This window comes from Bradyrhizobium sp. Arg816 (assembly GCF_029989365.1).
Lineage (GTDB): Bacteria > Pseudomonadota > Alphaproteobacteria > Rhizobiales > Xanthobacteraceae > Bradyrhizobium.
The window spans coordinates 56,785-71,080 of record NZ_JAPRAQ010000015.1; the positions used below are offsets into that span (position 1 = coordinate 56,785).

A 14,296-nucleotide genomic window follows, 5' to 3' on the forward strand; every position below is an offset into this window, starting at 1 on the left:
ACTATGGCCATCGCGCTCGGCGTGTCCGGCGTCGGGGCCTATCGGCTTGCGCCGGCGCCGGCGGTGGAATCAGCGGGCTGGCGCGAAGTCGCATGGCCGTTCCCGCGCGACGGCTGGCCCGCCGGCCGCGCGTTCCGCTGCGACGGTGCCTGCGCGGGAACCGAGCTCTACGTGCGCGCCAAGCGCGGCTTCTGCAATTGCGACCGCGGCGTCGCCGACGATGATGAGGTCGATCGCGTGGCCGACATCGATCTGATCAGCCCACGCTTTGCCGCCGTCGCACCGGGTGAGGAAGTGGGACTTGGCGAGATGCGCGGCCGTGCCAGGCGCTATGATCTCGATACGGCCGACGGCGTCCGCCATGCCGCGATCGGCATCGCCGTCTCGCGCCGCTGCGATCTCTTCGTCGCTGCGGCCCAGGGGCGTGGCGAAGCAGGCGCCGTGCAGCGTGCGGCGCTGGCGTTCCTGGAGACGCCGGAGATGAAGGTATGGGCGACCGCGGCGCTGGACGGCAAGTGAGTGTCATGCATTAATGCGCCAAACCGCTCTCAGCGAGTCCTCCCCATGATGTCCATGCAAGCCTATTTCGCCTTCGTCGCCGCCTGCATTGCGCTGGCCCTGCTGCCGGGGCCGATCGTCACCCTCGTCATCGCCAACGGCCTGCGTCACGGCACGCGCGCGGCGCTGACCAACATTCTCGGCGTGCAGATGGGGCTGTTAATCGTGATTGGCATCCTTGCGGTCGGCCTCACCTCGCTCATGGCGACGATGGGCTATTGGTTCGACTGGGTGCGCTTCGCAGGCGCGGCCTATCTGGTCTGGCTCGGCATCAAGCTGATCCGCGCTCCGGTTGAAGGCGTCGACACCGACGCGCCTCCGCCTCCCCCTCGCGGCGGCTTTCTCTTGCAGGGCTTTGTCGTGGCGTTGTCGAACCCGAAGCTGCTGGTGTTCTTCGGCGCGTTCATTCCGCAATTCATGGACATGAGCAAGGATCACCTCTCGCAGGTCCTGGTGCTCGGAATCACCTTCATGGTGCTTGCCGGCCTGACGGACGGAATCTACGCGCTGCTTGCCGGTCAGGTCCGCGGCTTTTTCTCGGCGCGCCGCACCCGCTTGGTGTCGCGCGTGTCCGGCGGCTTCATGATCGGTGGCGGCATCTGGCTGGCGCTCATCCGGGCCAAATGAGCCGATAGCCTGTTGAACCTTCGTCCGCGGCGATGCGTCCAATCGGGCATTGCCGCTGACGAAGGAATTTGGCCGTGCCCGAGCTGCCCTGGTTCGTCTACGCGATGCTGTTCGCACCACTCGGGCTGTTATTGGTCGCTGCCGTCGTGAAGACCTGGCAGGTGCGCGAGGCGCGAAGCTGGCCGCAGGCATCGGGCAAGGTCGTCCGTTCGGTCGCCGAGGTGCGCGAGGTCAGGGTGTCTGACAGCGACCGCGAGGAAGGCTATCGGCTCGAAAGCCGCAATTTTGCGAACGTGACTTACGAATATCCGGTCGGCAGCCGCAAGCTGAGCTGTAACCGCATCTCGATCGGCGAGGATCTCGGCAATTTCGAGGTCGCCGAGAAGCTCGCAAAATATCCCGCCGGCAGTGTCGTCACCGTCTATTACAATCCGCGCCATCCCGATCAGGCCGTGCTCGAGCGCGACCTGCCCAAGGGGCTATGGGGCTGCCTCGGCATCGGCACGGCGATCGCGTTTGGCGTCGTGTTCGGCTCGGCGTTCGGTCTCAACCAGACTTATGCCTACCTTGCGCACCACATCGGGCGGCCCGATCTCGCGGGCCTCGTCGTCGGCTTCGGCGCGTTCGGCCTCGTCATCGCGCTGATGGGGTATGGGGTGCGGCGGCAGGCGTTGAAGGCGGCGCGCTGGCCGGTGGTGCCGGGCACGATCAAGCTGTCGGGGGTCGAGCAATATCACGAGGCCAGCGAGCCGGGCGAGCGCCGCGGCACCGAGATGTTCGGCAAGCGCGTGACCTACACCTATCGCTATCAGAACGTCAGCTACACCAATGAATGCGCGCGCGTCGCGGCCGGGACGCGGTCGGGGTCCGACGAGATGTTGAAGAAGCTGATGTCGCGCTACAAGCACGGCGCGACCGTCGAGGTGCGCGTCAATCCCGACAACCCGGCCGAGGCAACACTCGATACAAGCGGCCCCGTCCGCATCGCCTGGCTGCTGTGGGGCATCGCTGCGATTTTCGCTGCGCTCGCGGTGTTCGTCGCGACGCGGGGCGGCTAGTCGACTAGCCTCTCGCTGCGCAATTCCAGCTCGATCTCCGCAAAAATCCTCGCCAGCCGCTCCGCCCATTGCTGCTGGCCGGACTGATCCGCGATCAGATCCTGGCGGATCTCGATGCCGGTGTTGACGAGGCCGCGGGCTTCGCCGTGGACGGGGATGGTGTAGTCGCTGAGGTCGCTCACCGCATAGGGCTCGTTGTCGCCGACGACGAGATCGCCTTCAGCGCGCAAATGTTTCAGCAGCAGCTGCGGCAGCACGGTGTCGCGGTTATAAAGCGCGGCGATGTGCCAGGGCCGGGCGACGCCGGCATAAACCGGTGTGAAGCTGTGCAGCGACACCAGCACCGTCGGCCGCGCGTGGTGCAGGCGGCGGTCGATCGCGGCATCGATGCGGCGGTGATAGGGCTCGAAGATCTCGCGCCGCCGCGCCGTACGCTCGGCCTCGGAGATGCTCTCGTTGCGCGGGATCGCGGTCGCTTCGGAGAACACGGGGATCGAGCTTGCGACGCCGGGGGAGCGGTTGCAGTCGATCACGAGCCGCGAATAGCGCTGCGCGATCAGATGCGCATCGAGCATTCTTGCCAGCCGCTCAGCGACGCCGGCAATGCCGATGTCCCAGGCGATGTGCCGCGTGAGCTCGCTTGCCGCGACGCCGAGGTCGCCGAGCGCGCGCGGCAAGATCCGTCCGTAATGATCCGAGGTGAGCAGGAAAGGCGATGCCCCATCCGCATTGACCTCATGCACCGGCGGAATGTCCCCCGCGCCGAGCAGTTGATCGGTCGCGTCGGCCGTGTTCAAGTCCATCCTGATTGCCTATGGAAAAAGCAGTTACAGTCTAAATTGGGCAGCAATGGCTTGCAGGTCGGTCCACCCAAAATCGTCATGATCGCCAGACGATGCCGTTGCCGGCGATTCATCACAAGACCAAATCTCGCTTGCCCCCGGGACTTCGCTGGACGAAGGAAATGTGCGGCTGTCGTTTCGCTCGATTGACGGCTATAGACACCCCATGACCTCCGATCGACTTTTCGTCTACGGCACCCTGATGCGCGGCTTCGACCATCCGATGGCGCGGCTGCTTGCAGGACATGCGGACTTTTTGGGCGACGCGACGTGTCGCGGCCGGCTCGTTCTCGTGAAGCATTATCCCGGATTGCTGCTGTCGAACGCAGCCTCCGATGTCGTCCATGGTGAGCTTTTTCAATTGCGCGTGCCCGACGAGCTCCTGCGCGAGCTCGACATGTACGAGGCCTGCGGCGAGGGCTTTCCGGAGCCGACCGAATATCTGCGCGCGCTGATTGACGTGACGTTGCCTGACGGCACAACGGAGAAGGCCTGGACCTATGTCTACAACTGGCCGGTCGGCGATCTGCCCGTCATCGAGACCGGACGCTTCCTGGATCATTAAGCCGAGAGCACTTCCTTCACCACGCGCACGTCCACCTCGCGCTCGACGTAGGTCCACTCCTCGGTCTCCCTGAGCATCGCCACCAGCTCTTCGAACAGCGAGGCATCTGCGGGTGCGAACTCGAACCAGGTCAGGAAGTCGAAGGGGCCGCCGAGGTCGCGGCTGTGGTAGAGCTGCCGGGCGATCGCTGGCAGGAAGCGCAGGCTGCTCGCGATGTGGTGCGACTTGTCCTCGAAAATCTTGCGGCGCTCTTCCTGCGTCAGCTCCCACCAGGCTTGCGACTTGCGGATCGGGATCAGCGCCGCGGAGGTGGCCTCGAGCCGGCCGAGCCCGGCCTGCACCGCGGTGAGCTGCTGCTTCTCGGCGCGCTCGGTGTAGCGCAAGCTGCTCGCTACGCCCACCAGTCGCCACGCATTGCGCGAGGGCACCAGCGGCAATGCGACGGCATCGCTGTCGACGACCGACAGCGCCGGCATGAAGGGCAGGGGCTCGCCCGTCACTGGCGAAATCGAGGTGACGCGCCAACCCCCGCTATGGCCGCCTCGAAACGTCCTGAACATGGCCTATCGAAGCGTGGAACCGGGTTGGATTCAAGCTTTCTGTCGGTCGGGGCTCGCGCTCCGCGCGCCCCGGAATGACGGAGGGGCTGTGAACAGCGCGTATAATCCTGACAAACCTGACTTTTGGCCGGGCCGCACCTATATCCCTGATCCTTCGCCCGACTCACCCGGATTCGCGTTACATACACGCCATGCGCTTCACGCCCCAGTTCCTCGACGAGCTTCGTGCCCGGCTTTCGGTCTCCGAAGTCGTGGGCAAGCGCGTGAAGCTGAAGAAGGCCGGGCGGGAATGGAAGGGGCTGTCGCCGTTCCAGCAGGAGAAGACGCCGTCCTTCTACGTCAACGACCAGAAGGGATTTTACCACGACTTCTCCTCCGGCAAGCACGGCGACATCATCACCTTCGTGATGGAGACCGACGGCCTGCCGTTCGCGGAGGCCGTGGAGCGGCTCGCCGGCATGGCGGGCCTGCCGCTGCCGGCGGTGACGCCGGATGCGGCGCGGCACGAGCAGCGGCGCCGCACGCTGCATGATGTCATGGAGCTCGCGGCGAAATTCTTCGCCGAGACGCTGGCCTCGCGCGTCGGCGCCAAGGCGCGCGGCTATCTCGCCGATCGCGCGATCTCGCCGGCGACGCAAGTGCAGTTCCGCCTCGGCTATGCGCCGCCGCCACCCGAGCGCTTCGCGCTGAAGGAGCATCTCGGCAAGCTCGGCGTTTCCGTCGAGGACATGATCGAGACGGGGCTGCTCGTTGCCGGCAACGACATTCCCGTGCCCTACGATCGCTTCCGCGATCGCGTGATGTTTCCGATCACGGATCTGCGTGGCCGCGTCATCGCCTTCGGCGGGCGTGCGCTGGAAAAGGACGTTCCGGCAAAATACCTGAACTCGCCGGAGACGCCGCTCTTCCACAAGGGCGACAATCTCTACAATCACCAGACTGCGCGCAAAGCCACCCACGCTGGCAGCGCGCTGATCGTGGTCGAAGGCTATGTCGACGTCATCGCCATGGTGACGGCAGGCTTTGCAGGTGCCGTGGCGCCGCTCGGCACCGCGCTGACCGAAAACCAGCTCGCGCTGCTCTGGAAGATGGCGGACGAGCCGATCCTTTGCTTCGACGGCGATCGCGCCGGACAGAAGGCCGCCTATCGCGCGGCCGACCTCGCCTTGCCATTTCTTGCGCCGGGCAAGAGCCTGCGCTTTGCGCTGCTGCCGGAAGGGCAGGACCCCGACGATCTCGTCCGCTCGGGCGGCCGCGGCGCGATCGACGATGTCATCGCGGCGGCGAAGCCGCTCGCCGAGATGATCTGGTCGCGCGAACTCGAAGGCGGCAACTTTGCCACGCCCGAACGCCGTGCCGCGCTGGAAGCGCGCGTCAAGGAGCTGTCCAACGGCATCCGCGACGAGGTGGTGCGGCGCTATTATCGCGACGATTTTGCCGAACGGCTTCGACGCACCTTCGCGCCCGAGGGCGGACGCGGCGGCTTTGCCGGCCGGGGCAATTTCCAAGGCAATTCCGGCCGCTCCTTCCAGCCCCGCAACGGGGGGCAGGCGAATCGATTCGGGGGCCAGGGATTCGGTAGCCAAGGGCGGCGTGGAGCCCCGGGGCCTGCCTTTATCCCCTCCGGCCCCTATCAGGCGGCGAGCCCCCAGCTGGCAGCCAGCCCGATCATGAAGGGCCAGCGCAGCGCCATATCCCGGCGCGAAGCCCTGATCCTGCAAATCCTGATCAACCACCCTTGGCTGCTGCATGACCACCTTGAGGAGGTCGCCGCCCTGGAGCTGGCCCATCCCGAGGCCCATAAGCTCCGGGCCGGTATCATCGCCGCCTTCGCCAACGACCACCACCACTCGCCGGACCCCGGCGAGCTGGCCGAGAAGATGCGAGCCGATATCGAGAAGGGTGGATTCTCACAGCTTCTTCAAAGGGTTGAGAACGGTATCACGACTGCAGCGGTGTGGGGTGCCCGCGAGGGCGCGGCCCGGGACGACGTTCTCTCCACCTGGCATCAGCTCGTTGCCTTGCATCGGCAATACCATTCACTACTTAGAGAGCTGAAGGACGCCGAGCTGGCCTTGGGGGAGGACCCCAGCGAGGCCAATTTGGCGTGGCTGCGTGACGTCAAGGCTCGGATAGGAGAAGTCGACGGTACCGAGGCCCTGATCGAGGGTTTTGGCGAGCTGTCGGGCCGGTTCCAGAAGAGCGTGTGATGAAAGAATCATGCGGACGGCCGGGACCGGAACCGCTAAAAGACTCGCCAAATCCAAGGTTTGGCGGCAAAAACAGGGTTAATCGAGGCTTAACGGTCTTGTAGCACTTTGGCCACCAGGCGGCCGCAGGCAGAACAGACGCGTCAGGAATGAATCCGCGCAATCGCTGTTGGCACTACACCTGCATCCGCTGCGACAAAGGGGCTCACGAAGCGTTAGGCAAATCCGGCGAGAGAAAGGTCGGGGTGGCGAGAGATAGGCGCGCCGCCCTTTCCGTGTCGCGATCTGACGAAGCGAGAGCGTCGAACAACAGGTTCAAGTGAATTCAGGCGGGCGGGCCGTTCGGCCTTCTGCATGAAGCGCGTTTAGGAGCAATGGATGGCCACCAAGGCAAAGACGCTGCAGGCGAAGGACAAAGAGAAAGACGACAAGGCAGCGGACGCGCCGGAGAAGGACTCCCAGGACGCGCCGTCGCCGTTGCTCGATCTGTCCGACGCGGCCGTGAAGAAGATGATCAAGCAGGCCAAGAAGCGCGGCTTCGTGACCTTCGATCAGCTCAACGAAGTTTTGCCGTCCGACCAGACCTCTCCGGAGCAGATCGAGGACATCATGTCCATGCTCTCGGACATGGGCATCAACGTCACCGAAGCCGACGATAGCGACGGCGAGGAGGACAAGGACGAGGGCGGCGAGGACGAGACCGACAACGAGCTCGTCGAGGTCACGCAGAAGGCCGTCACCGAGGTCAAGAAGAGCGAGCCGGGCGAGCGCACCGACGATCCCGTGCGCATGTATCTGCGCGAGATGGGCACGGTCGAGCTTCTGTCCCGCGAAGGCGAAATCGCGATTGCGAAGCGCATCGAGGCCGGCCGCGAGGCGATGATCGCGGGCCTCTGCGAAAGCCCGCTGACCTTCCAGGCCATCATCATCTGGCGCGACGAGCTCAACGAAGGCAAGATCTTCCTTCGCGACATCATCGATCTCGAAGCGACCTATGCCGGGCCCGACGCCAAGGGCGGCATGAACAATGCGATGATCGGCGGTCCGACCGGCGAGAACGGCGAAGCGTCCGCCGAAGGCGGCGAGGCCGCAGCCGTGAACGGAGCTGCGCCGGCGCATGTTGCGCCGCCCGCCGCGCCGCCGTCGCCGACCCCGTTCCGCGCCACGCCTGCGCCCGGCAGTGCCGGCGAAGGCGAGAAGGATCCGGGCGAAGCCGCCGCCGAAGCCGACATGGACGAGGACGACGAGTTCGAGAACCAGATGTCGCTCGCGGCCATCGAGGCCGAGCTCAAGCCGAAGGTCGTCGAGATCTTCGACAAGATCGCGGACAGCTACAAGAAGCTGCGCAAGCTTCAGGAGCAGGACATCCAGAACCAGCTCGAGAGCACCTCGCACGGGCCCTCGCTCTCGCCGCACCAGGAACGCAAATATCGCAAGCTGAAGGACGAGATCATCGTCGAGGTGAAGTCGCTGCGCCTGAATCAGGCGCGTATCGACTCACTGGTCGAGCAGCTCTACGACATCAACAAGCGCCTCGTGTCGCACGAGGGCCGCCTGATGCGCCTTGCCGACAGCCATGGCGTCGCGCGTGAGGACTTCCTGCGCAACTACACCGGCTCGGAGCTCGATCCGCGCTGGCTCAACCGCGTCTCGAAGCTCTCGGCCAAGGGCTGGAAGAACTTCGTCCATATCGAGAAGGACCGCATCAAGGACCTCCGTCACGAGGTGCACCAGCTCGCCGCGCTCACCGGCCTCGAGATCGTCGAGTTCCGCAAGATCGTGCACTCGGTGCAGAAGGGCGAGCGCGAGGCACGCCAGGCCAAGAAGGAGATGGTGGAAGCCAACCTCCGTCTCGTGATCTCGATCGCCAAGAAGTACACCAACCGCGGTCTGCAGTTCCTCGACCTGATCCAGGAAGGCAACATCGGCCTGATGAAGGCCGTTGATAAGTTCGAATACCGCCGCGGCTACAAGTTCTCGACCTACGCCACGTGGTGGATCCGGCAGGCGATCACCCGCTCGATCGCCGACCAGGCGCGCACCATCCGCATCCCCGTGCACATGATCGAGACGATCAACAAGATCGTGCGCACCTCGCGCCAGATGCTCAACGAGATCGGCCGCGAGCCGACCCCGGAAGAGCTCGCCGAGAAGCTCGGCATGCCCCTGGAGAAGGTCCGCAAGGTCCTCAAGATCGCCAAGGAGCCGCTGTCGCTGGAGACGCCGGTCGGTGACGAAGAGGATTCACATCTCGGCGATTTCATCGAGGACAAGAACGCGATCCTCCCCATCGACGCCGCGATCCAGTCGAACCTGCGCGAGACCACCACGCGCGTGCTCGCCTCGCTCACCCCGCGCGAAGAGCGCGTGCTGCGCATGCGCTTCGGCATCGGCATGAACACCGACCACACGCTGGAAGAAGTCGGCCAGCAGTTCTCGGTGACCCGCGAACGTATTCGTCAGATCGAAGCGAAGGCGCTGCGGAAATTGAAGCATCCGTCGCGGAGCCGGAAGCTGCGGAGCTTCCTGGACAACTAATTCGGATCGTCATGCCAGGGCCTGACCCGGGCATTCATCCAAACGAAAACGGCGGGCCCAAGGCCCGCCGTTTTTGTTTGTGCTGACGTCCGCGCTTCGCGGCCAGCGCCTACTTCTTCTTCGCCCCGACCCGCTCGATCCGCTTGATCTCGAGCGCCGGGCGGCCGGACTTTTCGGCGATCTCGCGGTCCTGCTCCATGATGAAGCCGCGCGCGGGTTCGTCGCCGTCGAGGCCGCCGAGCAATTCGCTAGGAACGCGGCGGTTGGAGCGTTGGGAATCGTCTTCATAGAAGACGTTGAAGAAGGCGAATTCGCCTTTGGGATTGGTTCCAGGTTTTTTGGCCATGGCGGCTTGTCGTCGATCAGGGGCCCGCAGTCAAATGACTTCGGCGGTTTGTCGACACCAGCATCGAGCCGGGGCGCTAACCAGCTGGGGGGGCTGTCTTGATTGCTAGAGCACATCGAGGAGCGGCGCCAGGCGCCTGCTGCGACCCTTCGCTCAATAAACGGCGGGCCGTAAAGCCCGCCGTTTATTTTTGGTCTTCAGCATCGCCCGGGGCTGGCGGGGCGACAACTTAGAATAGAAGATTATAACTTGCGCTATGGCGTGGCAAGGCAAATCGTTGACGCTGTGATGTCGCAGCGAACGCATCAGATATGCGTTGGTCGCGACATCTGGTTTCGATGCGTATCAAAGCAATTGTTTGGAAGGCCAAATCACTTTGTTCATATTTCCCGCTCTCGCAACGCAACTAGAGGTCCACGCCTTGTAAGAAAACGCGTTCGTCTGCACGTCTTCCGTCCGCGTGCACAGGTTGTGTTCCATTGTGCGAACGAGTTCCATGTCCGCGGGTGTACACCTCACCGCGTGCGCGTGCCGAGTTCCCGTATGGCGAGCCACTTCTCCACAACAACGCCATTCAAGAGATACTCAGAGCGCAGGTGGGAAGATGAGTGAGGCCGTCACGGTGCCACCAGCTCCACGCGCCGGTTGAGCGCGCGGCCGGCGTCCGTGGCATTCGAACCGACTGGAGCCAGCAATCCGACGCCGGCGGTGCGTAGCCTCGGTTGCGCAATCCGAAAGCTCTTCACGAGCTCGGCTGCGACCGCTTCGGCGCGGCGCTTCGAGAGATCGAGATTGTATTCGTACGCGCCCTGGCTATCGGTGTGGCCGACGATGAAGACATTCAGCTGCGGCTGGCTCGTCAGCAGCTTTGCGATCTGCTCCAGCGTCGGGCGGCTCTCCGGCTTCAGCACCGCCTTGTCGGTATCGAAATAGATTCCGTAAAGCGCGATGTGGCCGGTCTCGCCCAAGCCCTTCGCCATCGCGGCGGCATCGACCATCTTGTTCGCGATGGCGCCGAGCTCGGCAACCGTGACCTGCGCGGTGATGTCCTGGTTGTTCTGGCTGACGATGACGCTGGCCCAAGTCTCGCGCCCGCCTTCGGTCTTGCGGCCGGAAAAATAGCGGTAGTTGAAGCCGTCGACCCACATCTGCGGCACCGGCAGCGTGTCGATCGCCTCGGTGAAGGGAATGGCACCGCAGGCGTCGGTGTCGCAGGAAAGCAAGGTCTCGAAGCCGGCTTTCGCAAGCTGCGTCTCGAAATTGCGCGACACTTCCAGGATCGAGGAGCCGGGATTGGTGCGATAGGCGATGCGGAAGATGCGGCCTTCGAGCCGCCGCGCATCGGCAGGCTGGCCGTCCCTGAAGGCGGCCGCCTGCATCCGGGCGGCGTCAAAATCCTTCATCACGTAGCCGGTGATGACGCTGCCGGTGAAACGGCCGATGCCGGGATAGTCGCGGCTGCCTGCGACATCGCGGGTCTGCGCGGCGGCGACGGTGGCGGTGAAGGAGAGCAGGGCGAGGACAGCGAGCATCCGGTGCGGAATGGGCATGGTCATCTCGATCGGTTGGGGACGGGGCGAGCGCAATTCATTTGTCGCGCCCAAGATACGATCGGTTCTGGCGAGGATCTGCCGCTTTGACGCGAATCCGGTTCCCGGGCATGATCGCGCGCTTCCGCGTTCATTCTTCAAAGGATTTTCCTGCATGTCGAGACTCGCTTTGGCCACCACCTTCATCCTCTGTCTGGCCGGCGGATCGGCGCAGGCCGCGCGCTGCGGCGGCGACTTCAACAGCTTCGTCGCCAGCATGAGCTCGGAGGCGCAAGGAGCCGGCGTCTCGGCGAGTGTGACCAGCGCGGCATTCAGTGGCATCGCCCAGGACGGCGCGGTGCTCGCCTTCGACCGGCGCCAGCGCTACACCTTCAACAAGAGCTTTGAGCAGTATGTCTCGACCCGCGTCGGCCCCGGCCGCATCAATGGCGGCAGGGCACTGCTTCAGCGCCACGCGGCGCTGCTCTCACGGATCGAGCAGCAGTTCGGCGTGCCCCGCTATATCCTGGTCGCGATCTGGGGGCTCGAGAGCGATTTCGGCAAAGGCGACATCGGCAAGCTGCCGGTGATCCGGACGCTCGCCACGCTCGCGCATGATTGCCGCCGCACCGAGCTGTTCCAGGGCGAGCTGCTCGCCGCGCTCAAGATCGTGCAGCGCGGCGACCTGCCGCTGGGCGACCTGATCGGCGCCTATGCCGGTGAGATCGGCCAGACCCAGTTCCTGCCGTCGTCCTACATCAAATACGGCGTCGATTTCGACGGCGACGGCCACGTCGACCTGCGCCACAGCGTGCCCGACGTGCTCGCCTCGACCGCGAACCTGCTTCACACCAGCGGCTTCAAGATGGGCCAGCCCTACGGCGAGGGCACCGCCAATTTCGAGGCGATGCGGGAGTGGAACAGGGCGGTGATCTACCGCAAGACGATCGGCTATTTTGCGGACCGGCTGGCGGGGCAGTGACTTCACCCTCCCCTGGAGGGGGAGGGTCGGCTCGCATTGAGCGCAGCGAAATGTGAGACGGGGTGGGGTGACAGTCTCTCCGCCTCGAACAGTGTCTGTGTGGAGAGATCACCCCACCCCGCTCGCGCTTCGCGCGATCGACCCTCCCCCTCCAGGGGAGGGTGGGAGCAAACAACTCTCATGTCCCCTTCGCCATCTTCTCCAGCTTCCTTTGCAATGGCGCCCAATACGTTCCGGGGCGGAAGCGCTGCAACAGGTCCATGAAGCGGGCGTCGTTGCCGATCAGGATGCGGGGCTGGTTGTTCTCGATGCCCCTGATGATGCGCAGCGCGGCGTCTTTCGGCGTGGTCTTTGCCGCGTTCTCGAACCGCTCGATCGATTGCGCGCGGCGCGCATTGTCGGTGACGCCGACCCCGGTGCGCGAATTGCGCGCGATGGAGGTGGCGACGCCGCCGGGATGCACCACCGACAGTCTGACGGGGCTGCCCGCGACCGCAAGCTCGTGCCGCACGCTCTCGGAAAAGCCGCGCACCGCGAACTTGGCGGCGGCATAGGCCGACTGTCCCGGCGGCGCGATGATGCCGAAAATCGAGGAGACGTTGACGATGTGCGCCTCTGCCAGCGTCTTCAGGTGCGGCAGGAAGGCGCGCGTGCCGTGCACCACGCCCCAGAAATTGATGTCGAACAGCCACTCCATCTGCGTCTGGTCGATCTCCTCGAACGATCCCATCAGGGCCACGCCGGCATTGTTGATGACGATGCCGAGCGCGTGATGCGCAGCGATCGCATCACGCGCGAACTCTGCGATGTCGCCGGGCTCGCTGACGTCGACGCGATGCACGCTGACCTTGCGTGCGGCACCGATCTCGGCGGCGAGCGTCTTCAACCCGGCCTCGTCGCGATCGGCGAGCGCGAGATCGCAACCGCGGTTGCCGAGCTCGATCGCCAGCGCGCGGCCGATGCCGCTCGCCGCTCCCGTGATGGCGGCGGCGCCGCGAATGGCAGTCATGATGTCCCCCCGTCAGGCCGGTCGTGTGGAACTATGATGTACATTTTTCATGATGGAACTGAACCACCGGCGAACTGGCTCCTTAACATAGGTTACGCAAGCAAGCATTGGAGCGGCCCATGGGACAGGCAGAACCATTTCGTGCAACGGCGCTGATCGTTGAAGACGACCCCATGCAGCGGGAGATGCTGAGCCTGCTGCTGGAAGAAAGCGGCTACCTGGTCATCCAGTGCGACAGCGCCGAGGCGGCCCAGCGGGTGCTCGACAATAGCGCCGGCGCGCTCTGTCTGATGCTGACGGACGTTCAGCTTGCGGGGCGCATGAACGGGGTCGAGCTCGCGCACGTCGCCAAGGACCGCAATCCAAAGCTCGACATCGTCGTCACCTCCGGCCGCCCCTTGGCGCAGCCCTTGCCCGACGGCGCGAAATTCTGGGCCAAGCCGTGGGCTCCGCTCGACGTGCTCCGCGAGGCCGAGCTCGCGCAGCTGTCCTGACGGTTGATCCGGGGGCTCGCTTTCTTGCCGTGAGGCGCGGTGATAGAGTCTGCCGATGACCTTGTCCTTCCTGCTCACCTCGCTCATCGTCGTCGCCTCGCCCGGCACCGGTGTGCTTTACACCCTGGCTGCGGCGCTGACCCGCGGCTCGCGCGCGAGCATCGCTGCCGCCTTCGGCTGCACGCTGGGGATCGTGCCGCACATGATAGCTGCGATGCTCGGGCTTGCCGCGGTGCTGCACACCAGCGCGCTCGCCTTTGCCGCGCTGAAATGGGGCGGCGTCGCCTATCTGCTCTACATGTCCTGGCAGGCGCTGCGTGAGACCGGAGCGCTGGCGGTCGAGGCTGATATCAAGGAGCGGTCGAGCCGCCGCGTCATCGTCACCGGCTTCCTGATCAACATCCTCAATCCGAAACTGTCGATCTTCTTCCTGGCCTTTCTGCCGCAGTTCATCGCGGTGGATGAAGCCCATGTGCTGGCGCGGATGCTGGAATTGAGCGGCGCCTTCATGGCGATGACCTTTGCGGTGTTCGTCCTCTACGGCCTCTGCGCGGCGTCGGTGCGCGAGCGTGTCATCTCCCGCCCGCATGTCATGGCCTGGCTGCGCCGCAGCTTTGCCGCCGGCTTTGCCGCGCTTGGTGCCAAGCTGGCGTTTGCGGAGCGGTAGGCTTCTCCGTCGCGGCAGCTGAGCGTGGATTAATAAAAAAGCGGGCCTTGTGCCCGCCATCTTCAATCTCTCAACCTTACTCGACACCCGGGCGGAGCGAGGCTCCACCCGGGCAAAGAACATGCTGGCTACTTCTTCTTCGCGGCCTTCTTGGCCTTTTTCTTCGTCGCCTTCTTCGCCTTCTTCGCTTTCTTAGCCATAGTATCCTCTCAAGGGTTCATGGTTAAACGCGACACGAGGGATGCTCGGCGGAGGGCCAGCCTCGCAACATCCTCGACCACAAACTCAGCAGATTCGCAGGTCTCTGCCCC

Annotated in this window: 14 protein-coding genes; 9 read left to right on the forward strand and 5 right to left on the reverse strand. The window is 64.5% G+C overall.

Annotated features, from left to right (window positions below; translation table 11 throughout):
• The first annotated feature begins 3 nt into the window (after nucleotides 1–3).
• From OWC48_RS30180 to OWC48_RS30190, 3 genes are all read left to right on the forward strand, one after another.
• Nucleotides 4–519, forward strand: a complete 516-nt coding sequence (locus OWC48_RS30180; RefSeq protein ID WP_282523253.1) for a hypothetical protein — start codon at nucleotides 4–6, stop codon at nucleotides 517–519.
• Nucleotides 520–567: 48 nt separating this feature from the next.
• Nucleotides 568–1,185, forward strand: coding sequence for a LysE family translocator (locus tag OWC48_RS30185; protein WP_028159437.1), 618 nt, complete (start codon nucleotides 568–570; stop codon nucleotides 1,183–1,185).
• Between the two features lie 74 nt (nucleotides 1,186–1,259).
• Nucleotides 1,260–2,243, forward strand: a complete 984-nt coding sequence (locus OWC48_RS30190) for a DUF3592 domain-containing protein (RefSeq protein ID WP_282523254.1) — start codon at nucleotides 1,260–1,262, stop codon at nucleotides 2,241–2,243.
• On the opposite strand, the gene OWC48_RS30195 is transcribed toward OWC48_RS30190, so the two are convergent.
• Nucleotides 2,240–3,046, reverse strand: a complete 807-nt coding sequence (locus OWC48_RS30195; protein ID WP_282523255.1) for an N-formylglutamate amidohydrolase — start codon at nucleotides 3,044–3,046, stop codon at nucleotides 2,240–2,242. The two genes, OWC48_RS30190 and OWC48_RS30195, sit on opposite strands and share 4 nt — an antisense overlap.
• A 205-nt stretch (nucleotides 3,047–3,251) precedes the next feature.
• Here OWC48_RS30195 and OWC48_RS30200 point away from each other — a divergent pair, with 205 nt between their 5' ends.
• On the forward strand, nucleotides 3,252–3,650 hold the full coding sequence (locus OWC48_RS30200; RefSeq protein WP_282523256.1) for a gamma-glutamylcyclotransferase: 399 nt from the start codon (nucleotides 3,252–3,254) through the stop codon (nucleotides 3,648–3,650).
• Here OWC48_RS30200 and OWC48_RS30205 read toward each other — a convergent pair.
• Nucleotides 3,647–4,210, reverse strand: a complete 564-nt coding sequence (locus OWC48_RS30205) for a chlorite dismutase family protein (protein WP_282523257.1) — start codon at nucleotides 4,208–4,210, stop codon at nucleotides 3,647–3,649. The two genes, OWC48_RS30200 and OWC48_RS30205, sit on opposite strands and share 4 nt — an antisense overlap.
• Before the next feature lie 191 nt (nucleotides 4,211–4,401).
• Here OWC48_RS30205 and dnaG point away from each other — a divergent pair, with 191 nt between their 5' ends.
• A complete protein-coding gene (gene dnaG, locus OWC48_RS30210; RefSeq protein WP_282523258.1) occupies nucleotides 4,402–6,420 on the forward strand; it encodes a DNA primase in 2,019 nt (672 codons plus the stop codon).
• A 378-nt stretch (nucleotides 6,421–6,798) separates the two neighbouring features.
• The gene (gene rpoD / locus OWC48_RS30215) at nucleotides 6,799–8,958 is read left to right on the forward strand and encodes an RNA polymerase sigma factor RpoD (RefSeq protein WP_282523259.1); all 2,160 of its coding nucleotides are present in this window, start codon (nucleotides 6,799–6,801) and stop codon (nucleotides 8,956–8,958) included.
• Between the two features lie 109 nt (nucleotides 8,959–9,067).
• Here the strand turns inward: rpoD and OWC48_RS30220 are convergent, their stop codons facing one another.
• Together OWC48_RS30220 and OWC48_RS30225 are read right to left on the reverse strand one after the other, a co-directional pair.
• The gene (locus OWC48_RS30220) at nucleotides 9,068–9,304 is read right to left on the reverse strand and encodes a hypothetical protein (RefSeq protein WP_028159444.1); all 237 of its coding nucleotides are present in this window, start codon (nucleotides 9,302–9,304) and stop codon (nucleotides 9,068–9,070) included.
• A 617-nt stretch (nucleotides 9,305–9,921) separates the two neighbouring features.
• On the reverse strand, nucleotides 9,922–10,854 hold the full coding sequence (locus OWC48_RS30225; RefSeq protein ID WP_404979832.1) for an OmpA family protein: 933 nt from the start codon (nucleotides 10,852–10,854) through the stop codon (nucleotides 9,922–9,924).
• A gap of 154 nt (nucleotides 10,855–11,008) precedes the next feature.
• On the opposite strand from OWC48_RS30225, the gene OWC48_RS30230 reads away from it, so the two are divergent.
• Nucleotides 11,009–11,815 carry a lytic murein transglycosylase gene (locus OWC48_RS30230; protein WP_282523261.1) on the forward strand — a complete coding sequence of 269 codons (807 nt, stop codon included), beginning with the start codon at nucleotides 11,009–11,011 and terminating at the stop codon, nucleotides 11,813–11,815.
• A 178-nt stretch (nucleotides 11,816–11,993) separates the two neighbouring features.
• Here OWC48_RS30230 and OWC48_RS30235 read toward each other — a convergent pair whose 3' ends face one another.
• Complete coding sequence (locus tag OWC48_RS30235) at nucleotides 11,994–12,824, reverse strand: SDR family oxidoreductase (RefSeq protein ID WP_282523262.1); 831 nt, start codon at nucleotides 12,822–12,824, stop codon at nucleotides 11,994–11,996.
• 119 nt (nucleotides 12,825–12,943) lie between these two features.
• Between OWC48_RS30235 and OWC48_RS30240 the strand changes: the two genes are divergently transcribed.
• Together OWC48_RS30240 and OWC48_RS30245 are read left to right on the forward strand one after the other, a co-directional pair.
• Nucleotides 12,944–13,318, forward strand: a complete 375-nt coding sequence (locus OWC48_RS30240) for a response regulator (RefSeq protein WP_282523263.1) — start codon at nucleotides 12,944–12,946, stop codon at nucleotides 13,316–13,318.
• A 55-nt stretch (nucleotides 13,319–13,373) separates the two neighbouring features.
• Nucleotides 13,374–13,985 (forward strand): LysE family translocator, encoded by a 612-nt coding sequence (locus OWC48_RS30245; RefSeq protein WP_282523264.1) that lies wholly within the window; start codon nucleotides 13,374–13,376, stop codon nucleotides 13,983–13,985.
• Nucleotides 13,986–14,296 lie beyond the last annotated feature (311 nt).